Raw genomic sequence first — 21,456 nt, 5'->3', positions numbered from 1 at the left:
GGGAAAATATGCAGGCGGACGACATCAAGCGTTTGATCGAGGCGGGCCTCCCCGGCAGCGAGGCGCATGTGAGCGGGGACGGGACCCACTTCGAGGCGGCCGTCATATCCGAGGCCTTCGGCGGCAAGTCGCTGCTGGAGAAACACCGCATGGTGTACGCGACGCTCGGCGACGGCATGCGCGGCGCCATCCACGCCCTTTCGATCCGGCCGTACACGCCGGCGGAATGGGAGCGGCGCGGCGCGCGCTGAAGCGGTCCGGGCGCCGGTCCACCCGGATCTGCGCGCGGGCACTATGAATCATTTCTGGACGAGCGGACGACCCACCCCTTCATGGACAAACTGATCATCACCGGCGGCGCGCCGCTCGACGGCTCCGTCAGCATCTCCGGCGCGAAGAACGCCGCCCTTCCCATCATGGCGGCGACGCTGCTGACCAGCGAACCGGTGACCATCTGCAACGTGCCGCACCTGCACGACATCACCACCACCATGGAGCTGCTCGGCCGCATGGGTGTGCGGCTGGTGGTGGACGAGAGCATGAATATCGAGGTCGACGCCTCCGATGTCCGCGAATTCTGCGCACCATATGACCTGGTCAAGACCATGCGCGCCTCCATTCTTGTGCTCGGCCCGCTGCTGGCGCGCTTCGGGCAGGCCGACGTATCGCTGCCCGGCGGCTGCGCCATCGGCACGCGGCCGGTGGACCTGCACATCAGCGCGCTTGAGGCGATGGGCGCGCAGATCGAGGTGAAGGGCGGCTACATCCGCGCGCGGGCTCCGCGCCTGAAGGGCGTGCGCCTGTTCCTGGACATGGTGACGGTGACCGGTACGGAGAACATCATGATGGCCGCCACGCTCGCCGAGGGCACGACGGTGATCGAGAACGCGGCGCGCGAGCCCGAAGTGGTCGATCTGGCGAACTGCCTGAACCAGATGGGTGCCAGGATCAGTGGCGCCGGGTCCGACACCATCGTCGTCGAAGGTGTCGAGCGGCTCACCGGGACCACGTATTCCATCCTGCCCGACCGCATCGAGACCGGCACCTACCTGGTCGCCGCCGCCATCACCGGCGGGCGCATCCGGGTGAAGAAGACGCGCCCCGATCTCCTCGACGCGGTGCTGGCGAAGCTGCGCGAGGCCGGGGCCGATATCGAGACCGGCGACAACTGGATCGAGCTCGACATGGGAGGCCGGCGGCCCGAGGCGGTCGACGTGCGGACCGCGCCCTATCCGGCGTTTCCGACCGATATGCAGGCGCAGTTCGCCGCCCTGAACTCTGTCGCCGAGGGTTCGGGGACCATCACCGAGACGGTGTTCGAGAACCGCTTCATGCACGTCCCCGAGCTGCAGCGCATGGGGGCGGACCTGCGCCTGGAGGGCAACACGGTGTTCAGCCGCGGCACGGACACGCTGGCCGGCGCGCCTGTGATGGCGACCGACCTGCGCGCCTCGGCCAGCCTGGTGCTGGCCGGCCTGGTGGCCGAGGGGAGGACCGTGGTCGACCGCATCTACCACATCGACCGCGGTTACGAATGCATCGAGGAAAAACTGTCATCGCTCGGGGCCGACATCCGGCGGGTGCCGAAGCTGTGACGGACGCCGGCCGGGGCCGCTCATGATCACGATCGCGATCTCCAAGGGGCGCATCCTGCTCGAGGCGCTGCCGCTGCTGGCGGATTGCGGCATCACGCCCGCCGACGACCCGCACACCAGCCGCAAGCTGATCTTCGACACCAACCGCGCCGATGTCCGGCTGGTGGTGATCCGCGCCGCCGACGTGCCGACCTTCGTCGAGTACGGTGCGGCCGACATGGGCATCGCCGGCAAGGACGTGCTGATGGAGTACGGCGGCTCCGGTCTGTACGAACCCCTCGACCTGCGCATCGCGCGCTGCCGCCTGATGCTCGCCGGGCCGGAGCAGGCGGCGCCGCGCGGCCGGCGCATGCGCGTCGCGACCAAGTACGTGGAGACGGCGCGGCGCTATTTCGCGGCGCGCGGCGAGCAGGTCGAGATCGTCAAGCTGTACGGCTCGATGGAGCTGGCGCCCCTGGTGGGGCTGGCGGACCTGATCGTCGACCTGGTTGACAGCGGCAGCACGCTGCGCGCCAACGGGCTGCGGCCGTACGAGAACATCGCCGACATCAGCTCCCGCCTGATCGTCAACAAGGCGGCGATGAAGATGAAGCACGAACAGGTCAAGGGCCTGATCGCGCAGCTCGAGGCGGCGGTGGCGCGCAAGGCGGCGCCCGAGCGGCGCGGGCATTGAGCGCAGCCAATCCATTGCATCGGTGACATATGCCCGGAATCAAGAGACTGGACACGGCGGAACCCGAATTCTACCCCCGGCTTGACGAACTGCTGGCCTGGGAGAGCGTCTCCGACGCGACGATCAACGCGACGGTGCGCGCGATCCTCGATGACGTGCGCCGGCGCGGCGACGACGCGCTGCTGGAATACACACGGCGCTTCGACCGCGTCGAGGCGGCGTCGCTGCGCGATCTCGAGATCCCGGCCGCGCGCCTGCGCCGGGCGCTCGACGGACTCTCGGCGGATCAGCGCGCGGACCTGGAGCTGGCCGCCGCGCGCGTGCGCAGCTACCACGAGCACCAGAAGGCCGACTCGTGGACGTACACCGAGGCGGACGGCACGCTGCTCGGCCAGCAGGTGACGCCGCTCGACCGCGTCGGGCTCTATGTCCCGGGCGGCAAGGCCTCCTATCCCTCCACGGTGATCATGAATGCGATCCCGGCCAAGGTGGCCGGCGTGCCCGAGCTGATCATGGTGGCGCCGACGCCGGACGGCGTGGTGAACGAGCTGGTGCTTGCCGCGGCGTGCCTGTCCGGCGTCGACCGCGTGTTCGCGCTCGGCGGGGCGCAGGCGGTCGCCGCGCTCGCCTATGGCACCGCGACGATCCCGCGCGTCGACAAGATCGTCGGTCCCGGCAACATCTACGTCGCCACCGCCAAGGGCATGGTCTTCGGCACGGTCGGCATCGACATGATCGCCGGGCCGTCGGAGATCCTCGTCATCTGCGACGGCGCCACCAACCCCGACTGGATCGCGATGGACCTGTTTTCGCAGGCCGAGCACGACGAGGACGCGCAGTCGATCCTGCTCTGCCCGGAGGCCGCCTATCTCGACCGCGTCGAGCAGAGCATCGCGCGCCTGCTGCCGCAGATGGAGCGCGCCGACATCATCCGCACCTCGATGGCGAAGCGCGCGGCCCTGATCCGCGTGCGCGACCTCGACGACGCCGCGGCGGTGGCCAACCACATCGCGCCCGAGCACCTCGAGCTGTCGGTGGCGGACCCGCTCGCGCTGGCGCGCAAGATCCGCCACGCCGGCGCAATCTTCCTCGGACGGCATACGGCGGAGGCGATTGGTGACTACATCGCCGGCCCCAACCACGTGCTGCCGACCTCGCGCACCGCGCGCTTTTCCTCGCCGCTCGGCGTGTACGACTTCCAGAAACGCTCCAGCCTGATCATGTGCACGCCGGCCGGCGCGGCCGTGCTGGGCAAGACCGCCGCGGCGCTTGCGCGCAGCGAGGGGCTCACCGCCCACGCGCGTTCGGCGCAGTACCGCGTCGACGGCGAAGGCGGGCGGTAGCAGGGCGGCGCGCCATGAAGCAGCCCCTCACTTCGTCCGTCGCCGCGGCCGCGCGGGCGCGCGCCGAGCAGTGGATCCGCCCGGAGATCCGCGCGCTCAACGCCTATCACGTGCCTCCCGCGGCCGGGCTGATCAAGCTCGATGCGATGGAGAACCCCTACCGCTGGCCGCAGCCGGTGGTCGATGACTGGCTGGAGCACCTGCGCGGCGTCAGCCTGAACCGCTACCCCGATCCTTCCGCGCAGGCACTCAAGCGGGAACTGCGCGCCTTCTTCGGCGTGCCTCCGGAGATGGAACTGCTGCTCGGCAACGGTTCGGACGAACTGATCCAGATCGTCGCGCTCGCCCTGGCGGCCCCGGGGCGCACGGCGCTGGCCGCGCAGCCGGCCTTCAGCATGTATCGCATGATCTCGATCTTCTCCGGGCTCGAATTCACCGGCGTGCCGCTGCGCGCCGGCGATTTCGGTCTTGAACGCGAGGCGATGCTGGCGGCCATCGCCCGCCACCGGCCCGCCCTGGTGCTGCTCGACTATCCGAACAATCCGACCGGGGGGCTGTTCGAGCGGGATACCGTGCGCGCCGTGATCGAGGCCGCGCCGGGTATCGTGGTGGTCGACGAGGCCTACCAGGCCTTTTCCGAAGCGACGCTGATGGACTGGCTGCACGACTGTCCCAACCTGCTGGTGCTGCGCACCCTGTCGAAGATGGGGCTGGCCGGCCTGCGCCTCGGCATGCTCGCCGGCCGCCGTGAATGGATCGAGGAACTGGACAAGATCCGCCTGCCCTACAACATCAATGTGCTGACGCAGGCGAGCGCCGAGTTCGCGCTGCGCCACCGCGCCATGCTGGAGGAGCAGGCGGGGCGCATTCGCGCGGATCGCGAGTCCCTGTCCGCGTCGCTGCGCGGCTGCCGCGGTCTGACCGTCTATCCCAGCCGCGCGAACTTCATCCTGTTCCGCGCCCCGGCCGGGCGCGGCGGCGCGATCTTCGCCGGCCTGCGCGAGCGCGGGGTACTGATCAAGAACCTCGACGGCGCCGGCGAGCCGCTGCGCGACTGCCTGCGCGTCACCGTCGGAACCCCCGAGGAAAACCAGGCCTTTCTGACGGCGCTGACCGCGCTGCTGTGAGTGCTGCGGATTCGCACGGCACGACAGGATGTGCCATTATATTGGCGTGATTGCTGGAGAAGGATGTGATGGGAGACCGTAAAGCCGCAGTCAAGCGCGACACCAGGGAGACCCGCATCGCCGTGTCGGTCAATCTCGACGGCACCGGCAAGGCCGAATTGCATTCCCCGGTGCCGTTTCTCGACCACATGCTGGATCAGGTGGCGCGCCACGGCATGATCGATATCGAGCTGCATGCCGAGGGCGACATCCATATCGATGCCCACCACACGGTGGAGGACATCGGCATCGTGTTCGGGCAGGCCGTGGCACAGGCGCTCGGCGAGAAGCGCGGCATCCGCCGCTACGGCCACGCCTACGTGCCGCTGGACGAGGCGCTGTCGCGCGTGGTGATCGACCTGTCCGGGCGCCCCGGCCTGGAATACCACGTCGCCTTTCCGCGCGCGCGCATCGGCGAGTTGGACGTCGACCTGCTGCAGGAATTCTTCCGCGGCTTCGTCAATCACGCGCTCGCCACGCTGCACATCGACTGCCTGCGCGGCGTCAACGCGCACCATATCGCGGAGACCGTGTTCAAGGCCTTCGGCCGCGCGCTGCGCGCGGCGGTGGAGGCGGATCCGCGCGGACAGGGCATCATGCCGTCGACCAAGGGCAGCCTCTGAAACCTCCCGGATCGAGTTTCCCGTTCGAACGGAAAATGGATACAACCCCATGACGACGGTAGCGGTGATCGACTACGGCATGGGCAACATCCGCTCGGTGTCCAAGGCGCTGGAATACGCCGGCGGCGATGCCCAGGTCCAGGTCACGTACGATCCCGAGCGCATCCTGCACGCCGACCACGTGGTGTTCCCCGGCGTCGGCGCCCTGCGCGACTGCATGTCGGAGCTGCAGCGCCTCGAGCTCGACGACGTGATCCGCGAATGCGCCCGCACCCGCCCCTTCCTCGGCATCTGCCTCGGCATGCAGGCGCTGCTGGACGCCAGCGAGGAGAACGGTGGTACGCCCGGCCTGGGAATCATCCCCGGCCAGACCTTGTTGTTTCCCGGCGGGGAAACCGCTCCCGGCGCGGAACGCCTGAAGATTCCGCACATGGGCTGGGACCGCGTCCACCAGGTCCGCGCCCATGCGCTGTGGGAAGGCATCGACCAGGACTGTTACTTCTATTTCGTCCACAGCTACTACGTCGCGCCGCGCGAGCGCGCGGTGGTCGCCGCGACGACCGATTATGGCGTGTCGTTTGCCGCCGCGCTCGCGCGCGGTAACATATTTGCCGTGCAGTTCCATCCGGAGAAAAGCCAGCAGGCGGGCCTGAAATTGCTGGCGAATTTCCTCGCCTGGGACGGCGGTGCGTGAGCGGCCGGCGCCGTGACGACGCCTGATTTTGCCAAGCCAGTGACACTTCGCATGAGGACAGTACCATGTTGTTGATACCCGCCATCGATCTGAAGGATGGCCAGTGCGTGCGCCTGCGTCAGGGGCGCATGGAGGACGCCACCGTGTTCTCCGACGATCCGGTGCAGGTCGCCGGCCGCTGGGTCGAGGCCGGGGCGCGCCGCCTGCACATCGTCGATCTCAACGGCGCGTTCGCCGGGCGGCCGGTGAACATGCGCATCATCAAGGACATCGCAAGCGCCTTTCCCGACGTGCCGATCCAGATCGGCGGCGGCATCCGCGACGAGGACACGATCGATGCCTACCTCGACATCGGCGTCAGCTTCGTGATCATCGGAACCAGCGCGGTCAATGAACCCCATTTCGTCGCCGATGCCGCCATCGCCTATCCCGGCCATGTGATCGTGGCGCTGGACGCGCGCGGCGGGAAGGTGGCCATCGACGGCTGGTCCAAGCTGTCGAACCACGACGTGATCGACCTCGCGCAGCATTTTGAGCGCGACGGGGTCGTCGCCATCGTATACACCGACATCAGCCGCGACGGCATGATGGGCGGTATCAATATCGAGGCCACCGTCAAGCTCGCGCAGTCGGTCACCATCCCGGTGATCGCCTCCGGCGGCATTGCAAACATCGAGGACATCAGGCTGCTCGGCAAGCATGCCCGCGACGGCATCATGGGCGCGGTGCTCGGACGCGCCCTCTACGAGGGGACGCTGGATTTCGGCGAGGCGCAAAGCCTCGCCGACGGCTTTGCCTGATGTCGGACCTCGCCAAACGCATCATCCCCTGCCTCGACGTCGACAAGGGCCGCGTCGTCAAGGGTGTCCGCTTCGTCAACATTACCGATGCCGGCGATCCGGTCGAGATTGCGCGGGTCTACGATGCGCAGGGCGCCGACGAGCTGGTGTTCCTCGACATCACCGCCAGCGCCGAGGAGCGCGCCACCATGGTGCACGTGGTCGAGCAGGTGGCGGCGCAGGTCTTCATCCCGCTGACCGTCGGTGGCGGCATCCGCGAGGTCACCGACATCCGGCGCATGCTCAACGCGGGGGCCGACAAGGTCGCCGTCAATACGGCGGCGATCGCCAATCCGGAGTTCGTCCGCATCGCGGCCGAGCGCTTCGGTTCGCAGTGCATCGTGGTCGCGATCGACGCGAAGCGCGTCACCCGGCCGGACGGGGCGCCGGCGTGGGAGATCTTCACCCACGGCGGCCGCAAGGCGACCGGGATCGACGCCGTGGCCTGGGCGCGGAAGATGGCCGACCTCGGCGCCGGGGAGATCCTGCTGACCAGCATGGACCGGGACGGCACCCGCGACGGTTACGACCTCGAACTGACCGCCGCGGTCAGCGCCGCGGTCGGCATCCCGGTGATCGCCTCCGGCGGGGTGGGTGAGCTGGAGCATCTCGCCGACGGCATCCTCCGCGGGCGCGCTGACGCGGTGCTGGCCGCCAGCATATTTCACTACGGGCAGCACACCGTTCAGGACGCCAAGCGCTACCTGGCCGGGCGCGGCATCCCGGTGCGGCGATAGGCTGGCACGGAGGGCGGGGGCATGCAGGCGGGAACGGACTGGCTGGCGGAGGTGAAATGGACAGGGGACGGCCTGGTGCCGGCCATCGTGCAGGATTTCACCAGCGGCCGCGTGCTGATGGTCGCCTGGATGAACCGCGCGGCCCTGGAGGAAACCGCCGCCACCGGGCGCGCGGTGTTCTGGTCCCGTTCGCGCCGCAGCCTGTGGCGAAAGGGCGAGCAGTCGGGCCATGTCCAGCGCGTGCGCGAGCTGCGCCTGGACTGTGACGGCGACACGGTCCTGCTCCAGGTGGAGCAGGAGGGCGGCATTGCCTGCCATACCGGGCGCCAGAGCTGCTTTTTCCGCCGCCTCAGGGACGGCCGCTGGGAAACGGTCGATCCGGTATTGAAGAATCCCACCGATATATATGGTGATACGGGCCGTTGAAAGGCGGTATATTTGTAATCATTGCGTGTTACGGTCACGGCTTTGAAAAATGGATACCATACTTGCAGATCTGGCGCGCGTCCTCGAGCAGCGCAAGCAGGGGGACCCGGAGACATCCTACGTAGCCCGGCTCTATAATAAGGGCCTTCCCGCCATCCTGAAAAAGGTCGGCGAGGAGGCCACCGAGGTGGTGCTGGCAGGCCAGTCCGAGGGGGATGAGGCGCTGGTGCGCGAGGTGGCGGACCTGTGGTTTCATACCCTGATCCTGCTCGCGCATCGCGGGCTGGGGCCGCAGGATGTGCTGGCCGAGCTCGGCCGGCGCAGCGGAACCTCCGGTATCGAGGAGAAGAACGGTCGGGCCGGACAGTAAGGCGGACGGAGTGCGCCGGTCTGCGCGCAGACATACGAACATCAATGTGATTGAGGTGCAAGGTCATGGGATTCAGTATCTGGCATTTGTTGGTGGTGTTGGTGATTGTTCTTCTGCTGTTCGGGACCAAGAAGCTCGCCTCGATCGGCAAGGACATGGGCGGCGCGGTGAAGGGATTCCGCGATGCCATGCGCAATCCGAACGAGGCGGAGGAGGAGGGCGATGAGGCGAAGGAGGCCCCGCGCCTCAAGCAGGCCGATGCACCCAAGGCGGGCGAGGGCAAGACCGAGTCACGGGAAAAGAACCAGGTCTAGCCTTCCGCCGTGTCAGAGCCGCCATCCCGCAGTGTGCTCCGCCGCCGGGTTCCCTGAGATCCCCTCTATCCGCCCCGGGCGGCCGCTCGGATTGCCAAGCCGATGTTCGACATAGGGTTCAGTGAAATTCTCATCATCGCCGTGGTGGCGATCCTGGTCGTCGGGCCGAAGGAGTTCCCGGCGCTCGTGCGCACCATCGGCCGCTGGCTGGGCAAGGCACGGTCGGTCGCCAGCGAGGTGCGGAACGAGTTTAATCAGGAACTGGCCAGGACCGAGGAACTCGCCCGCCGGATCGAGCGCGAGACCGAGATCGCCGAGCTCCACAAGGTGATCGACGAGACCAAGGCCACCATACCGATCAACGCCCCGGTGGGCGGCGCACCGGCCGCCGGCGGGGAGAAGACGAACCCCTCAGGGCCCGCGCCGTCCGGCGGGGGCAAGACCGATGGCAGCGCCTGAGAAGTACCCGCCCGAGGCGGAGATGCCGCTGTTCGGTCATCTGATCGAGCTGCGCACGCGCCTGATGCGCATCCTGATCGGCGTCGGCGTCGTCTTCCTGGCGATGGTGCCGTTCGCCAACCCGATCTACACCACGGTGGCGCAGCCGCTCATGGAGCGCCTGCCGCAGGGCGCCACCATGATCTCCACCCAGGTCGTCGGCGCCTTCATGGTGCCGCTCAAGTTCACCCTGGTGCTCGCGTTTTTCGTCGCCATACCGCTCGTGCTGTACCAGGTATGGGGCTTCGTGGCACCCGGGCTATACAAGAGCGAACGGCGGCTGATCTTCCCGCTGCTGGTCTCGAGCACGCTGCTGTTCTACGCCGGCATGGCGTTCGCGTACTACATCGTGATGCCGATGGTGTTCACTTTCATGGTGGGCACCACGCCGGAGGGCGTCACCATGATGACCGACATCGGCAGTTACCTGAGCTTCATCCTGCTGCTGTTCTTCGCCTTCGGCCTCGCCTTCGAGGTGCCGGTGGCGACCATCCTGCTGGTGTGGACCGGCCTGGTGACGCCGGAAGGGCTGAAGTCCAAGCGGTCCTACATCATCGTGGGATGCTTCGTCGTGGCGGCGGTGATCACGCCGCCGGACGCGCTGTCCCAGATCATGCTGGCGGTGCCGATGTGGCTGCTGTTCGAGGTCGGGCTGCTGCTCTCGCGCGCCTATGTGCGCAAGGAACCGGAGGAGGACGAGCCGGCGCAGGACAAGGGCGCGGACTGACCGGGCTAGCGCGCCGGCGCCGGGCGCTTGCTGACGGCCACCTTGCGGGTGAACGGCTCCCCCTGGCGCAGCCCCTGCAGGGTGATCGTACTGCCCGGTTCGGTCTGCGCGATCATGTTCAGCCCGACGCTGGCGTCCGTCACCGGCGTGCCGTCGATCTCGGTGATGATGTCGCCCGCCTCCAGCCCGGCCGCCGCGGCCGGTCCGTCGGCAAGCACGCCGGCGATGATCAGGCCCCGCCCGTCGCGCAGCCCGAAGGATTCCGCCAGCGCCGGCGTCAGGGTCTGGATCTCCACCCCGAGCCAGCCGCGGATCGCCTCCCCGTGCTCGATGATCTGCGTCATGACGCTCTTCGCCAGGCTGGTCGGGATCGCGAATCCGATCCCCTGGGAGCCGCCGCTGCGGGAAAAGATCGCGGTATTGATGCCGATCAGCTGGCCGTAGGGGTTGATGAGCGCCCCCCCGGAGTTGCCCGGGTTGATCGCCGCGTCCGTCTGGATGAAGTTTTCGAAGGTCGAGATGCCGAGCTGGCTGCGGCCGGTGGCGCTGACAATTCCCTGGGTGACGGTCTGGCCGACGCCGAAGGGGTTGCCGATCGCGAGCACCACGTCGCCGACCTGCAGCGCATTCGAATCGCCGAGCGTGATCACGGACAGGTCGTTCAGATCGATCCTGAGCACGGCGAGATCGCTTTCAGGATCGGTGCCGATGATGCGCGCCGGCGCCGTGCGGCCGTCGTGGAGCGCCACCAGGATCTCGTCCGAACCGTCGATGACGTGGTAGTTGGTGAGCACATAACCGTCCGCGCTGACGATCACGCCCGAGCCCAGGCTGGTCTGCTGCTGTTGGCGCGGCACGGCCGGCGCGTTGAAGAAGCGCCGGAAAAACGGGTCGTCGAGCAGCGGGCTGATCTGCCGCGTGACCGTTTTGCTGGTGTGGATGTTGACCACTGCCGGGGCGGCCTTGCCGACAGCGCCGGCGTAGGATACGGTGGCCTGCGGGACCGCCAGGGGTTCGGCCTGTGTCGACTCCTTGAATTCGACCACCGGACGCTTGGTGAACGTGTCCGTCATGACCAGGACCGCGATCAGGCCGACGGCCAGGCCGACGATGACGCCTTGACTGAGATAGGGCAGGAGCCGGCGGATCTGCATAGTGCGGATACTCTATCATAGCGGCCGGCCGGTCCGCCCCGGAACGTCCGCACGGAGCCTCACTCATGCCAATGACCTTGTCCGCGCTCACCGACTACCTGGACCGCCTGCTGGATGCCGGGCGCTTCGCTGACTACGCGCCCAACGGACTGCAGGTCGAAGGCCGCGCCGAGGTGCGCAGGATCCTCGGCGGCGTCAGCGCGAGTCATGCACTGGTCGAGCAGGCGCTCGACTGGGGCGCGGATGCGATCCTCGTCCATCACGGCTGGTTCTGGCGCAACGAGGATCCGCGCGTGTGCGGCATCAAGCGCCGTCGCCTGCACGCGCTGCTGTGCGGTGATCTGAGCCTGATCGCCTACCATCTGCCGCTTGATGCGCATGCCGAGTTCGGCAACAACGTGCAGCTCGCACGCGTGCTGGACATCGAGATCACCGGCTCGCTCGACACCGGGCGCGGCGAGAGCGGACTGTTGCTGCGCGGGCGCCTGCCCGTCGCCGTGAGCGGCCAGCAGCTTGGCCGCCATCTCGCGCAGCGTCTGGCGCGCGAGCCGCTGTACGTGGCGGGCGCCCGCCCGCTTGTGCGCGACGTTGCATGGAGCACCGGCGCCGCGCAGGATTATCTCGAGCATGCCGCTGCCGCGGGCGTGGACGCATTCATCACCGGCGAGGCCTCCGAGCGCACCACGCATCTGGCGCGCGAAAGCGGCGTGCATTTCTACGCCGCGGGACATCATGCGACGGAGCGCTACGGAGTGCGCGCGCTGCTCGAGCACATCGGCGCGAAATTCGACGTCGAGACGCGTTTCGTCGATATCGACAATCCGGTCTAGGCGCGCGCCGCGGGGCCGGCTACCGCATTTGGGGTAGCGCCGCGCGGGCGCTCCCCTTAACCCACGCGGTTTATGCGGCTTGTGCGCCGTTTCCTTCGCGCCGCGCATGTTTCGTCGATGCTTCCGATCCAGCGTTGACAGCCCCGCTGAGATTGATCTACGATTCAACGCTCGGCCCCGCTCTGCGTTGTCGAGCTTGAGAGAAAAGACAAGAATACAAAACAAACCCGCCCCCGCATGCGTGACTGCGGTGAGCGAGGTTGATGACAGACCGTTGCGGATGAAACGACGACGGCTTGGAGGAGGATGCGGTTCAATGAATGTAGTCCTTCCGTATTTCGCGCCGGTATAGCTTCAGTCTGAACAATAAAGCTCGGGGCTGCTGTTCATTGCGGTATGCCCCTGGACATGATGAGCCGTTATTCGCCCGTTCTGCGGCGGGCGGCTTGCCACAGGTTCACAACATAGGTTGAGGGGGAGATGTCAGGCATTCGGCAACTTTTCTCAGGACGATGGTCCATCCCAGGAGCGGGGATCCCTGCCGGCGGCAGCGCCGGTGCGCCGTTGGCGGCGGGATTCCTGGCATTCGTCGCCGCGCTTTTCCTCCTGTGGGCCCCGCACACGGTCTCCGCGGAGACGGGAGTGCCCAACGCGGTTCCTCCGGAGGAGACCTTCGCCGGCGCGGATGTTCCGCAGCCGATCGAGTTCCCCCACGATATCCATGCCAAGATCAACGGCATCAACTGCATGTACTGCCACACCTATGCGCGCCGCAGCAAGGTGGCGGGCATACCGCCGACCAGCAAGTGCATGGGCTGTCACAGTGTGATCGCGACGGACAAGCCGCGTATCCAGCAGCTGACCGAGTACTGGGAGAAGCGCGAACCGCCGCGCTGGCTCAAGGTGCACGACGTACCCGATTACGTGCATTTCACCCATGAGAAACATCTCAAACGGTTCGTCTTCGACAACCCCGACCTGCCGGTGGAGCAGGTCTCCGAGGTCTGCGCGTTCTGTCACGGCGACGTCAAGAACATGACCGTCGCGAAGAAGGAGAGACCGCTGACCATGGGGTTCTGCAGGCGTTGTCACGAGGACAACGACGGTCCCTTCGACTGTTGGAAATGTCACAAGTGATGCGTGTCGGCTGACACGACACTGCGCCTGATGATGCGTGATTGAACGGAGTGGTCCCGCGATGAGTCTCGATAAAATGAAGCGAAGAGAGTTTCTCAGGGTGATGGGCTGGAGCGGCGTCGGCACGACCCTGGCCGGCTGCGACATGCCCAGCTACGTTACGCTGGAAGAAGGCAAGGAGGAGGTGGTCGCCTACCTCGCCCCGGAGGAATACGTCATCCCGGGCGTCGGCGTCTGGTTCGCCTCCACCTGTGCGCAGTGCGGTTCCGGCTGCGGCGTGCACGGCCGCGTGCGCGAGGGCCGCGTGCTCAAGCTGGAAGGAAATCCCGATTCGCAGGTCAACCGCGGCAGGCTCTGCTCCGCCGGCCAGGCGTCCCTGCAGGCGCACTACAATCCGGATCGCATCACGCGCCCGCGCGCGCGCAGGAACGGCCAGTTCGAGGACATCACCTGGGAACAGGCGCTGGCGCTGCTGGAGGAAAAGACCGGGCCGTCGTCCGGGCTGTCCGGCGCGCGTTTCGCCTGGATGACCGACACCGTGAGCGGCCACCAGGCCGTGCTGGTGAAGGCCTGGATGGACGCCGTGGGGTCTCCGCACCACTACGTGCACGAGGCCGTCAACGATGCAGTCTGGCGCGCGGTGTGCCGCGACATGCTGGGCGACGAGAACCCGCGCCTGCGCGTGGACAAGGCCCGCGTCATCCTCTCCTTCGGCGCGGACTTCCTGTCGACCTGGGGTTCGCCCATATATAACTCGACTCGCTATGCCGAGTTCCGCACCGCGCCGCGCGGCGTCCTGATCCAGGCCGAGCCGAAGATGACGGTGACGGGCGCCAACGCCGATCTGTGGGTGCCGGTACGTCCGGGCGCCGAGGGCGTGCTGGCGCTGGCCGTAGCGCATGTGCTGGTGAGCAAGCACCACCGCGACATCTCGAACCTCCCCGCCGCCGCGCAGGAACAGATCCGCGCCTACGACCTCGACAATGCGGTGCGCATCACCGGCGTGACCGGCGAGCACATCGTCAGAATCGCCGGCCTGCTCAACGAGCGGTCGCCGAGCCTGGTGCTGGCGGGCGCATCCGCCGCGGGCCACGCGCGCGGTTACGACAGCGTCGCAGCCGCCATGCTGCTGAACATCGTGCTCGGGAACGTGGGCAAGACGATCGAGTCCGGGGCGGGCTTCCCGTTCCCTCAGCTGGCCGCGAAGACGGGCGGCAACAAGGAGCTGCTCGCGTTTGCCGCCGCGCTCGAGGCCAAGAGTTTCGACGTGGTGTTCTTCAAGGGGGCCAACCCGGTGTTCACGGCGCCCGAGGCGCTCAATCTCAAGGACAAGCTCGCCGGCGTGCCGTTCAAGGTCGCCTTCGCGCAGTTCGAGGACGAGACCACGCTGCAGGCCGATCTGGTGCTGCCGCTCCGCTCGTCCCTGGAGGACTGGGGCACGCATGTGCCTGCCGCGCAGCCCGAGCGCATGCTGATCAGCATGCAGCAGCCCCTGATGGAACCGCTGTATCCCGACACCCGCGGCTTCGGTGACACCCTGCTTGCCCTGCTCAAGCTGCGCAAGGTGCCCCAGTACGCCGCATTCGACGACTATTACGCCTACCTGCGCAACGCCTTCGCCGCACTGCCCTCCGGCCTCAAGCAGGGGGCCGTCAGCGACCAGCAGTTCTGGAATCGCGCCGTGCAGAAGGGCCTGATCGAGGTTGGCACCGGCGGCGGCAGCCTGGTGCCGAGGGTCGCCGCCTTTACCGTGGCGGAGCCCGCCGCCGAGGGCAGGCCCTACACCCTGATCCCGAGCGCGGGCGCGAACCTGCAGGATGGCCGTTACGCCAACCTGCCCTGGCTGCAGGAACTCCCCGACCCGATCAGCAAGGTGGTATGGGACTCCTGGGCCGAGATGCACCCGTCCACGGCGGCCAGGATCGGCGTCAAGACCGGTGAGCGTGTCCGCATCGAGTCCGAGAACGGGGCGATCGAGGCGAAGGTCTATGTGTACAAGGGCGTCCATCCGGACGCCATCGCGGTGCCACTCGGCCAGGGTCACGAGGCTTACGGCCGTTATGCGCAGGGGCGCGGCGTCAATCCGCTCAAGATCCTCGGCCTTGCCACCGAGAGCAGGACCGGCGAGCTGGCGCACCACGCCACGCGCGTCCAGGTCACGCGCATCGCGGACAAGGCGGGGGACACGCTCGTCAAGCTGGGCGGCAGCGAGGTTCAGCTCGGCCGCAAGCTGGTGGCCACCGTGACCGCGGACGTGTACGCGCGTACTGAAGGAGATGCCTGATGTCCCTGGAGAACATTCTCACCGACTGGTCCAAGTACCGTAAGGGCCTGGAAGAGGGCGGCTTCCACGATTACGAGCACATGTGGGGCATGGTCGTCGATCTCAACAAATGCACCGGGTGCGGCGCCTGCGTGGTTGCCTGTTACGCCGAGAACAATCTCGCCGTGGTCGGCAAGGATCGCTTCGATGACGGCCACGCCATGCACTGGCTGCGCATCGAGCGCTACTGGGACGAGCCCGATCTCGGCGAGGGCGGTGTATCCGAATTCCAGCACCACGGCGGATCCTTCCTGCCGATGATGTGCCAGCAGTGCAACGCGGCCACCTGCGAACCCGTGTGTCCGGTCGCGGCGACCTACCACACGCCCGACGGCCTGAACGCGCAGGTCTACAACCGCTGCATCGGGTCGCGTTACTGCTCCAACAACTGTCCGTACCGCCTGCGCTACTTCAACTTCTTCTCCTATTACGAGACGTCCTGGCCGGCGCCGCTGCACATGCAGCTCAACCCCGACCTGACCGTGCGCGACAAGGGCGTGATGGAGAAGTGCACGTTCTGCGTGCAGCGCATCCGCACCGCCAAGGACAAGGCGAAGATGGAGGACCGCAAGGTGCTCGACGGCGAGGTCCAGCCGGCCTGCGTGCAGACCTGCCCGACCACGGCCATGACCTTCGGCGACCTGCTCGATATGCACACCCCCGGCGAGGGGGTGGATAACACGCAGGCCGCCGCGCTGTGGCGCAAGCACCAGGTCGAGCTCGGCAAGTCCAGGCAGGTCAAACAGAATCCGGAGCTGCGCGGGTACCGCGTCTTCGAGGGCCTGAACACGGATCCCAAGGTTCTGTATCTGGAACGCGTGCGTGAAGTGTAAACCCGGACAACAACTCATGGCGAAGCGACGGACCCGGAAATGAGCGATCAAACCAAAGACATCAACGAAGACATCCGCTGGGCGAAGATCAACGAGGACGTCCTGCGCTCGATGGAAAATCCGCGCATGGGGTACTGGGTCTCGGTAGCGGTGTGTCTCGCCCTGCTTTCGCTGGCGGTGATCGCGGAGGTTTACCAGTACCGGACCGGTATCGGCGTCGCCAACCTGAACTGGCCGCAGATGTGGGGCCTGTACATCGCAACCTTCATCTTCTGGATCGGCATGAGCCACTCCGGCACTCTGCTGTCCGCGATCCTGCACATCACGCACGCCGACTGGCGCAAGCCGATCTACCGCTTCGCCGAGGCCATGACCACCTTCACGCTGATGACGGCGGGCCTGTTCCCGATCATCCACCTCGGGCGCCTGTGGAACATGTACTGGGTGCTGCCGTATTACAGCGACCGCGGCATCTGGCCGAACTTCCGCTCGCCGCTGGTATGGGACGCCTTCGCGATCGGCACCTACCTGACCTCGTCCGCCCTGTTCCTCTACATCGGCTCGATCCCCGACCTGGCGATCTGCCGCGATAATGCCAAGGGCTGGCGCAAGAAGCTCTATACCATGCTCTCGCTCGGCTGGCGCGGCGACGACCGCCAGTGGCGCCATTTCCGCAAGGCCTACCTGATCATGGCCTGCTTCCTGATTCCGCTGGCAGTGTCGGTGCACTCCATCGTGTCGTCCGACTTCGCCATGTCGATCATGCCGGGCTGGCACGTCACGACCTTCCCGCCGTACTTCGTCGCCGGGGCGCTGTATTCGGGCTGCGCGGGCATCATCACGCTGTTCGTGCTGCTGCGCTACTACTTCCGCTTCGAGGATTACATGACGATCCCCATCCTCGAGAAGACCTGCAAGCTGACGTTTGCGATCGCGATGGTGTGGACCTACCTCAACCTGATCGAGTTCAGCTCGGTGTGGTACGGCCACGACGCCGTGGCCAAGGAGCTGCTGATCGCGAAATTCACCGGTCCCTATTCGCCCTACTTCTGGGCCATGCTGTTCTGCGGCTCGGTGGTGCCGTTCGCGCTGGCCGTTGAAAAATGGCGGCGCCACATCCCGACCATGTTCGTGGTGTCGATCATCCTCAATATCGGCATGTGGCTGGAGCGCTGGATGATCGTCGGCCCGACGCTGTCGATGTCCTATGCGCCGTTCTCCTTCGACGTCAGCTGGCCGAGCTGGGTGCAGTGGTTCATTGTGGCCGGCAGCTTCGGGTGGTTCGGCCTGCTGTTCCTGGTCTTCGTCAAGGTGATTCCGTCGGTTTCGATGTACGAGGTCAAGGAGATGGTATTCCATCGCCGTCACCTCGCGCACAAGGACATCGCGAGTGTAATGCACCGCCGGGCGGGTGACGCGAAACCGTCCGGTGAGCCCGGCCTGGAGGGGGCAAAGCCATGAAGAAATCGCGCATCCTGGCGTTGTTTTCCAATTTCGACGAGGCCTTCGCCGCCATATCGGACATCCGCCATTACAAGGTGCCGGGGGTGTCCGTCGACGACGTGACGGTGATCTCGCCGATCGAGCATCCCGAGATCGAGGAGGTGCTGGGTGAACGGCCGGCGCACGTGCCGAAGTTCACCCTCATCGGCGCCCTGTGCGGATCAACCTTCGGGTTCCTGTTCCTGGCGTCGGCGCAGGCGAACTTCACCGTGCAGCCGCAGGGCGGCAAGCCGGTGATACCGCTGCCATCCAACATCGTCCTCACCTACGAGATGCTGATCCTGTTCAGCGTGCTGTTCACCCTGTCCGGCCTGCTGATCGGCGCGCGTCTGCTGCGCAAGCGCAAGAGCCTGTACAGCGAGAAGGTCAGCCTGGACCAGGTCGGCATCGAGATGGAGCTGGAAGAGAAATACGTCGAGCCGATCAAGAAGCTGTTCCGCCAGCATCAGGCGCTCGAGATTCGGGAAGAGGTTATCCAATGAAATACAGGATGGCGGTTGCGGCAGCGTTGTTTCCGGTCGCGGCATGGGCCTGGCCGTGGTCGACCGACATGGTGAACCAGCCCAGCATCAAGCCGCAGGAGGGCGAGATGCGCGCCTTCCCGCAGCGGTCGGTGCCGGTCGGCGGCATCGCCACCGAGGTGGCTAACCGCGATGAGGCCAAGCCGCTCACCAGCCCGATCCAGCCGACCGCCGCCAATCTGGCGCAGGGCCGCACGCTGTTCCGGATCTACTGCGCCGCCTGCCACGGCCTGACCGGCAAGGCGGACTCTCCGGTCGCGAGCAAGATCGGCGCGATACCCCTGGTGGACGATTACGTGCAAAAGACCCTGACCGAGGGATGGATCTGGGGCACCATCACCTTCGGCAGCTACATCATGCCGGCGTACGGCAAGCCGCAGGCCCGTGAGGACGGGCGCGGCTCCAACGACCTGTCCGTGGAAGAACGCTGGCAGGTCGTCAGTTACGTGCGCCACCAGCTGGTGCAGGACGCCGCGGCCGAGCCGACCCGGACGGCGGCGGCGCAATAGGTCTCAACGACAGAATACGAGAGGCGGGGATGGCGAACGCAGAAGATTTTGGCAGCTGGTCGATACTGACGACGAACTTCCTGATGACGCTTTACATCGCGCTCGGCGGTGTGACCCTGTCCTCGGTGCTGCACCTGGTCAACGGGAAATGGCGCTTCCAGGTCCGCAAGCTGGCCTGCGCCTTCGCCGTGCTGTTCCCCATCGCGGGCGTGCTGCTGCTGATCCTCCTCGCGAACGGCGAGGCCACCTTCCAGTGGATGGCCCACGCCCACGACGAGGGGCACCACCTGAACGGCTGGCACAATTACACCTTCCTGGTGCTGCGCGAGATCGGCGGCTTCATCGCGGTGGTGATCCTCTACGGCCTGTTCATCAAGTACCAGCACCAGAGCGAGATCGACAGCTCATACGCGGCACAGCGCCGTTTCCGCAATATCGCGCTGCTGATCCCGTTCGCCTATTTCATTTACGGATCCATGGTGGCCTGGGACTTCGAAATGACGCAGATGCCCGGCTGGCACAGCGCGAGCTACGGCGCCTATCATTTCCAGAGCAATTTCCACATGTTCCTCGGCTTCTTCACCATATTCCTGTTTTTCATCAACCGTTCGGGCAAGCTGACGGCGCCGTTCCAGCATTACATCTTCAACTACATGGCGCAGTTCATGCTGGCGATGACCATCCTGTGGACCTATCTCTATTTCACCCAGTACCTGATCATGTGGTACGGCCGCCTGCCGGAGGAGACGCACCGCTACCAGAGTATGATGCTGGAGGGCTTCGGCCCGCTGTGGTGGACGTTCCTGACCTTCAAGTTCATCATTCCGTTCTGCACGCTGGCCATCACGCCCAACCGCCACAATCCGGTCATCATCACGCTGGTCGCCTGCTTCATCGTGGTCGGCACCTGGCTCGAGCGCTACACCTGGATCGCCGGCTCGGTGGACAGCCAGTACTATCACCTGCCGATGACCTCGATGTTCGACATCGTGGTGACGCTGGCGATCATCGGCGTCTGCTGGTGGGCGGTGCAGCGCACGCTGCAGAAGTACGGCCTCGTCCGCGCCTGAGACCATTGAGCGGGGCACGCGGCCCGGTGCGGGCCCCCGCCCCGCTGCATTTCCGGGCGACCGTCCACCCTCGCGTTTCCGTTTCACCCGCGGCGTGATAAGTTTCCCGCATTCGGGTAAAGTGTTAACCCTGCTCCGCAGCCAGTTTGCTAACAGAGGCATTCCATGAAGAACTACGTCATCGCCCCTTCGATCCTGTCGGCTGATTTCGCCCGCCTGGGCGAGGAGGTCACCACCGTGCTGAAGGCGGGCGCCGACATCGTGCACTTCGATGTCATGGACAATCATTACGTCCCCAACCTGACCATCGGGCCGCTCATCTGCGAGGCCCTGCGCAAGCACGGGTCACCGCCGAGATCGACGTGCACCTGATGGTGAAACCGGTCGATCGCATCGTCCCGGATTTCGCCAAGGCCGGGGCCAGCTATATCACCTTCCACCCCGAGGCGAGCGAGCATGTCGACCGCACCCTGCAGCTCATTCGCGACTGCAAGTGCAAGGCCGGCCTGGTGTTCAACCCGGCGACGCCGCTCGACTACCTGAAATACGTGATCGACAAGATCGACATGGTCCTGCTGATGTCGGTCAACCCGGGCTTCGGCGGCCAGAGCTTCATCCCGGCGGCGCTCGACAAGCTGCGTGAGGCGCGCAAGATCATCGATGCGAGCGGGCGCGACATCCGGCTCGAGATCGACGGCGGGGTGAAGGTGGACAACATCCGCGCCATCGCCGAAGCGGGGGCGGACACATTCGTCGCCGGTTCGGCCATCTTCAGCACGCCGGACTACAAGGCGACCATCGACGCGATGCGCGCCGAGCTCGCCAAGGCGCGGCGCTGACCCGGCCGCGCCATCCACGCGAGACGATATCCCATGCATGGACTGGCGGCGCGGCCGCGGATGGTCTTGATCGATCTCGACGGCACCCTGGTGGACAGCGTGCCGGACCTCGCCCATGCGGTCGACGTCATGATGCGCGAGATCGGCCTGCCGGAGCGCGGTGAGTCGCGCGTGCGCGAGTGGATCGGCAACGGCGCCGAGCGGCTGGTGCGGCGCGCCCTGGTCAATGCCTACGACGGCGAGCCGGACGAAGGGCTCTACCGCCGCGCCTATCCGATCTTCCTCGAGGCCTACGCGCGCGACGTCTGCACCTACAGCCGTCCGTTCCCGGGGGTGATGGAAGGCGTCGAGTATCTCGATCGCGCCGGCTACCGTCTCGGCTGCGTCACCAACAAGCCCGCGCGCTTTACCGAACCGCTGCTGCTGCAGCTCGGCCTGCGCGAGCGCTTCCAGGCCGTGATCAGCGGAGATACCCTGGCGGAGAAGAAGCCGCATCCGGCCCCGCTGCTGCACGCGGCGAAGGTCCTGGGGGTTGCGCCCGGGGAATCGCTCATGGTGGGCGATTCGATCAATGACGTGGAGGCGGCGCGCGCCGCCGGATTCAAGGTGGTCTGCGTCAATTACGGATACAATCACGGCATGGATATCCGCGATGCCGCGCCGGATGCCGTCATAGGCTCGCTGCTTGAACTGCGCGAGTTGCTGGAATCCCTGTAAGCGGCGCCGGCGCGT

At 66.3% G+C, this 21,456-nt stretch carries 24 protein-coding genes and 1 pseudogene; 24 read left to right on the top strand and 1 reads right to left on the bottom strand.

The genetic code is table 11. The features are described from left to right. The first annotated feature begins 8 nt into the window (after positions 1-8). The 14 genes from IPK65_01400 (at position 9) to tatC (ending at position 10,005) form a co-directional block, all read left to right on the top strand. Entirely contained in the window at positions 9-251 is a 243-nt protein-coding gene (locus tag IPK65_01400) for a BolA family transcriptional regulator (protein ID MBK8161837.1), read from the top strand. A gap of 81 nt (positions 252-332) precedes the next feature. Beyond that, positions 333-1,595, top strand: a complete 1,263-nt coding sequence (murA, locus tag IPK65_01395) for a UDP-N-acetylglucosamine 1-carboxyvinyltransferase (GenBank protein ID MBK8161836.1) — start codon at positions 333-335, stop codon at positions 1,593-1,595. A gap of 22 nt (positions 1,596-1,617) precedes the next feature. Next, complete coding sequence (locus tag IPK65_01390) at positions 1,618-2,268, top strand: ATP phosphoribosyltransferase (protein MBK8161835.1); 651 nt, start codon at positions 1,618-1,620, stop codon at positions 2,266-2,268. Between the two features lie 29 nt (positions 2,269-2,297). After that, the gene (hisD, locus tag IPK65_01385; protein MBK8161834.1) at positions 2,298-3,611 is read left to right on the top strand and encodes a histidinol dehydrogenase; all 1,314 of its coding nucleotides are present in this window, start codon (positions 2,298-2,300) and stop codon (positions 3,609-3,611) included. Between the two features lie 14 nt (positions 3,612-3,625). After that, positions 3,626-4,738, top strand: coding sequence for a histidinol-phosphate transaminase (locus IPK65_01380; GenBank protein ID MBK8161833.1), 1,113 nt, complete (start codon positions 3,626-3,628; stop codon positions 4,736-4,738). A gap of 68 nt (positions 4,739-4,806) precedes the next feature. Further along, positions 4,807-5,400, top strand: coding sequence for an imidazoleglycerol-phosphate dehydratase HisB (gene hisB / locus IPK65_01375; GenBank protein MBK8161832.1), 594 nt, complete (start codon positions 4,807-4,809; stop codon positions 5,398-5,400). A 49-nt stretch (positions 5,401-5,449) separates the two neighbouring features. After that, the gene (gene hisH / locus IPK65_01370; GenBank protein MBK8161831.1) at positions 5,450-6,094 is read left to right on the top strand and encodes an imidazole glycerol phosphate synthase subunit HisH; all 645 of its coding nucleotides are present in this window, start codon (positions 5,450-5,452) and stop codon (positions 6,092-6,094) included. A gap of 65 nt (positions 6,095-6,159) precedes the next feature. Further along, positions 6,160-6,894, top strand: a complete 735-nt coding sequence (hisA, locus tag IPK65_01365) for a 1-(5-phosphoribosyl)-5-[(5-phosphoribosylamino)methylideneamino]imidazole-4-carboxamide isomerase (GenBank protein MBK8161830.1) — start codon at positions 6,160-6,162, stop codon at positions 6,892-6,894. Continuing rightward, positions 6,894-7,670: an imidazole glycerol phosphate synthase subunit HisF gene (gene hisF / locus IPK65_01360; GenBank protein ID MBK8161829.1), complete on the top strand. Its 777-nt coding sequence runs from the start codon at positions 6,894-6,896 to the stop codon at positions 7,668-7,670. Before hisA ends, hisF begins: the two co-directional genes overlap by 1 nt. Positions 7,671-7,691: 21 nt before the next feature. Continuing rightward, positions 7,692-8,096 carry a phosphoribosyl-AMP cyclohydrolase gene (gene hisI / locus IPK65_01355; protein MBK8161828.1) on the top strand — a complete coding sequence of 135 codons (405 nt, stop codon included), beginning with the start codon at positions 7,692-7,694 and terminating at the stop codon, positions 8,094-8,096. Between the two features lie 49 nt (positions 8,097-8,145). Further along, positions 8,146-8,466 carry a phosphoribosyl-ATP diphosphatase gene (locus IPK65_01350; protein MBK8161827.1) on the top strand — a complete coding sequence of 107 codons (321 nt, stop codon included), beginning with the start codon at positions 8,146-8,148 and terminating at the stop codon, positions 8,464-8,466. Positions 8,467-8,531: 65 nt separating this feature from the next. Continuing rightward, a complete protein-coding gene (gene tatA, locus IPK65_01345) occupies positions 8,532-8,780 on the top strand; it encodes a Sec-independent protein translocase subunit TatA (GenBank protein MBK8161826.1) in 249 nt (82 codons plus the stop codon). Positions 8,781-8,882: 102 nt separating this feature from the next. Then, the gene (tatB, locus tag IPK65_01340; GenBank protein MBK8161825.1) at positions 8,883-9,239 is read left to right on the top strand and encodes a twin-arginine translocase subunit TatB; all 357 of its coding nucleotides are present in this window, start codon (positions 8,883-8,885) and stop codon (positions 9,237-9,239) included. Continuing rightward, on the top strand, positions 9,226-10,005 hold the full coding sequence (gene tatC, locus IPK65_01335; GenBank protein MBK8161824.1) for a twin-arginine translocase subunit TatC: 780 nt from the start codon (positions 9,226-9,228) through the stop codon (positions 10,003-10,005). The genes tatB and tatC overlap by 14 nt, the downstream gene beginning before the upstream one ends. A gap of 5 nt (positions 10,006-10,010) precedes the next feature. Here the strand turns inward: tatC and IPK65_01330 are convergent, their stop codons facing one another. Beyond that, positions 10,011-11,159 (bottom strand): Do family serine endopeptidase, encoded by a 1,149-nt coding sequence (locus tag IPK65_01330; GenBank protein ID MBK8161823.1) that lies wholly within the window; start codon positions 11,157-11,159, stop codon positions 10,011-10,013. A gap of 65 nt (positions 11,160-11,224) precedes the next feature. Between IPK65_01330 and IPK65_01325 the strand changes: the two genes are divergently transcribed. The 10 genes and pseudogenes from IPK65_01325 to IPK65_01280 all read left to right on the top strand — a co-directional run bounded on the left by IPK65_01325 (position 11,225) and on the right by IPK65_01280 (position 21,441). Beyond that, positions 11,225-11,989 (top strand): Nif3-like dinuclear metal center hexameric protein, encoded by a 765-nt coding sequence (locus IPK65_01325; protein ID MBK8161822.1) that lies wholly within the window; start codon positions 11,225-11,227, stop codon positions 11,987-11,989. A 564-nt stretch (positions 11,990-12,553) separates the two neighbouring features. Then, the gene (locus IPK65_01320) at positions 12,554-13,126 is read left to right on the top strand and encodes a cytochrome c3 family protein (GenBank protein ID MBK8161821.1); all 573 of its coding nucleotides are present in this window, start codon (positions 12,554-12,556) and stop codon (positions 13,124-13,126) included. Positions 13,127-13,187: 61 nt separating this feature from the next. Then, a complete protein-coding gene (locus tag IPK65_01315; protein MBK8161820.1) occupies positions 13,188-15,410 on the top strand; it encodes a molybdopterin-dependent oxidoreductase in 2,223 nt (740 codons plus the stop codon). Continuing rightward, positions 15,410-16,282: a 4Fe-4S dicluster domain-containing protein gene (locus IPK65_01310; protein ID MBK8161819.1), complete on the top strand. Its 873-nt coding sequence runs from the start codon at positions 15,410-15,412 to the stop codon at positions 16,280-16,282. The genes IPK65_01315 and IPK65_01310 overlap by 1 nt, the downstream gene beginning before the upstream one ends. A gap of 39 nt (positions 16,283-16,321) precedes the next feature. Beyond that, the gene (nrfD, locus tag IPK65_01305) at positions 16,322-17,743 is read left to right on the top strand and encodes a polysulfide reductase NrfD (GenBank protein MBK8161818.1); all 1,422 of its coding nucleotides are present in this window, start codon (positions 16,322-16,324) and stop codon (positions 17,741-17,743) included. Beyond that, positions 17,740-18,267 carry a DUF3341 domain-containing protein gene (locus IPK65_01300; protein MBK8161817.1) on the top strand — a complete coding sequence of 176 codons (528 nt, stop codon included), beginning with the start codon at positions 17,740-17,742 and terminating at the stop codon, positions 18,265-18,267. Before nrfD ends, IPK65_01300 begins: the two co-directional genes overlap by 4 nt. Next, entirely contained in the window at positions 18,264-18,815 is a 552-nt protein-coding gene (locus IPK65_01295) for a cytochrome c (protein ID MBK8161816.1), read from the top strand. Before IPK65_01300 ends, IPK65_01295 begins: the two co-directional genes overlap by 4 nt. Positions 18,816-18,844: 29 nt before the next feature. Further along, on the top strand, positions 18,845-19,885 hold the full coding sequence (locus tag IPK65_01290) for a polysulfide reductase, NrfD (protein MBK8161815.1): 1,041 nt from the start codon (positions 18,845-18,847) through the stop codon (positions 19,883-19,885). 165 nt (positions 19,886-20,050) lie between these two features. Beyond that, a pseudogene (rpe, locus tag IPK65_01285) lies at positions 20,051-20,724 on the top strand (ribulose-phosphate 3-epimerase). Positions 20,725-20,757: 33 nt separating this feature from the next. Then, positions 20,758-21,441: a phosphoglycolate phosphatase gene (locus IPK65_01280; protein ID MBK8161814.1), complete on the top strand. Its 684-nt coding sequence runs from the start codon at positions 20,758-20,760 to the stop codon at positions 21,439-21,441. Positions 21,442-21,456: the final 15 nt, after the last annotated feature.

The sequence above is a fragment of the Gammaproteobacteria bacterium genome (genome assembly GCA_016712635.1).
Lineage (GTDB): Bacteria > Pseudomonadota > Gammaproteobacteria > SZUA-140 > SZUA-140 > JADJWH01.
Note: the sequence above shows the minus strand (reverse complement) of the source record. Positions and strands in the feature narration are given on the sequence as shown.

What these genes read in the sequence shown, in the direction of transcription:
- nrfD (MBK8161818.1), top strand. Translation starts at nt 16,322, where the DNA reads ATGAGCGATCAAACCAAAGACATCAACGAAGACATCCGCTGGGCGAAG.
- IPK65_01310 (MBK8161819.1), top strand. Translation starts at nt 15,410, where the DNA reads ATGTCCCTGGAGAACATTCTCACCGACTGGTCCAAGTACCGTAAGGGC.
- hisI (MBK8161828.1), top strand. Translation starts at nt 7,692, where the DNA reads ATGCAGGCGGGAACGGACTGGCTGGCGGAGGTGAAATGGACAGGGGAC.
- hisA (MBK8161830.1), top strand. Translation starts at nt 6,160, where the DNA reads ATGTTGTTGATACCCGCCATCGATCTGAAGGATGGCCAGTGCGTGCGC.
- IPK65_01315 (MBK8161820.1), top strand. Translation starts at nt 13,188, where the DNA reads ATGAGTCTCGATAAAATGAAGCGAAGAGAGTTTCTCAGGGTGATGGGC.
- IPK65_01350 (MBK8161827.1), top strand. Translation starts at nt 8,146, where the DNA reads ATGGATACCATACTTGCAGATCTGGCGCGCGTCCTCGAGCAGCGCAAG.
- IPK65_01400 (MBK8161837.1), top strand. Translation starts at nt 9, where the DNA reads ATGCAGGCGGACGACATCAAGCGTTTGATCGAGGCGGGCCTCCCCGGC.
- IPK65_01280 (MBK8161814.1), top strand. Translation starts at nt 20,758, where the DNA reads ATGCATGGACTGGCGGCGCGGCCGCGGATGGTCTTGATCGATCTCGAC.
- IPK65_01295 (MBK8161816.1), top strand. Translation starts at nt 18,264, where the DNA reads ATGAAATACAGGATGGCGGTTGCGGCAGCGTTGTTTCCGGTCGCGGCA.
- IPK65_01300 (MBK8161817.1), top strand. Translation starts at nt 17,740, where the DNA reads ATGAAGAAATCGCGCATCCTGGCGTTGTTTTCCAATTTCGACGAGGCC.
- IPK65_01290 (MBK8161815.1), top strand. Translation starts at nt 18,845, where the DNA reads ATGGCGAACGCAGAAGATTTTGGCAGCTGGTCGATACTGACGACGAAC.
- tatB (MBK8161825.1), top strand. Translation starts at nt 8,883, where the DNA reads ATGTTCGACATAGGGTTCAGTGAAATTCTCATCATCGCCGTGGTGGCG.
- hisB (MBK8161832.1), top strand. Translation starts at nt 4,807, where the DNA reads ATGGGAGACCGTAAAGCCGCAGTCAAGCGCGACACCAGGGAGACCCGC.
- murA (MBK8161836.1), top strand. Translation starts at nt 333, where the DNA reads ATGGACAAACTGATCATCACCGGCGGCGCGCCGCTCGACGGCTCCGTC.
- hisF (MBK8161829.1), top strand. Translation starts at nt 6,894, where the DNA reads ATGTCGGACCTCGCCAAACGCATCATCCCCTGCCTCGACGTCGACAAG.
- tatA (MBK8161826.1), top strand. Translation starts at nt 8,532, where the DNA reads ATGGGATTCAGTATCTGGCATTTGTTGGTGGTGTTGGTGATTGTTCTT.
- hisH (MBK8161831.1), top strand. Translation starts at nt 5,450, where the DNA reads ATGACGACGGTAGCGGTGATCGACTACGGCATGGGCAACATCCGCTCG.
- IPK65_01330 (MBK8161823.1), bottom strand. Translation starts at nt 11,159, where the DNA reads ATGCAGATCCGCCGGCTCCTGCCCTATCTCAGTCAAGGCGTCATCGTC.
- IPK65_01325 (MBK8161822.1), top strand. Translation starts at nt 11,225, where the DNA reads ATGCCAATGACCTTGTCCGCGCTCACCGACTACCTGGACCGCCTGCTG.
- hisD (MBK8161834.1), top strand. Translation starts at nt 2,298, where the DNA reads ATGCCCGGAATCAAGAGACTGGACACGGCGGAACCCGAATTCTACCCC.
- IPK65_01380 (MBK8161833.1), top strand. Translation starts at nt 3,626, where the DNA reads ATGAAGCAGCCCCTCACTTCGTCCGTCGCCGCGGCCGCGCGGGCGCGC.
- tatC (MBK8161824.1), top strand. Translation starts at nt 9,226, where the DNA reads ATGGCAGCGCCTGAGAAGTACCCGCCCGAGGCGGAGATGCCGCTGTTC.
- IPK65_01390 (MBK8161835.1), top strand. Translation starts at nt 1,618, where the DNA reads ATGATCACGATCGCGATCTCCAAGGGGCGCATCCTGCTCGAGGCGCTG.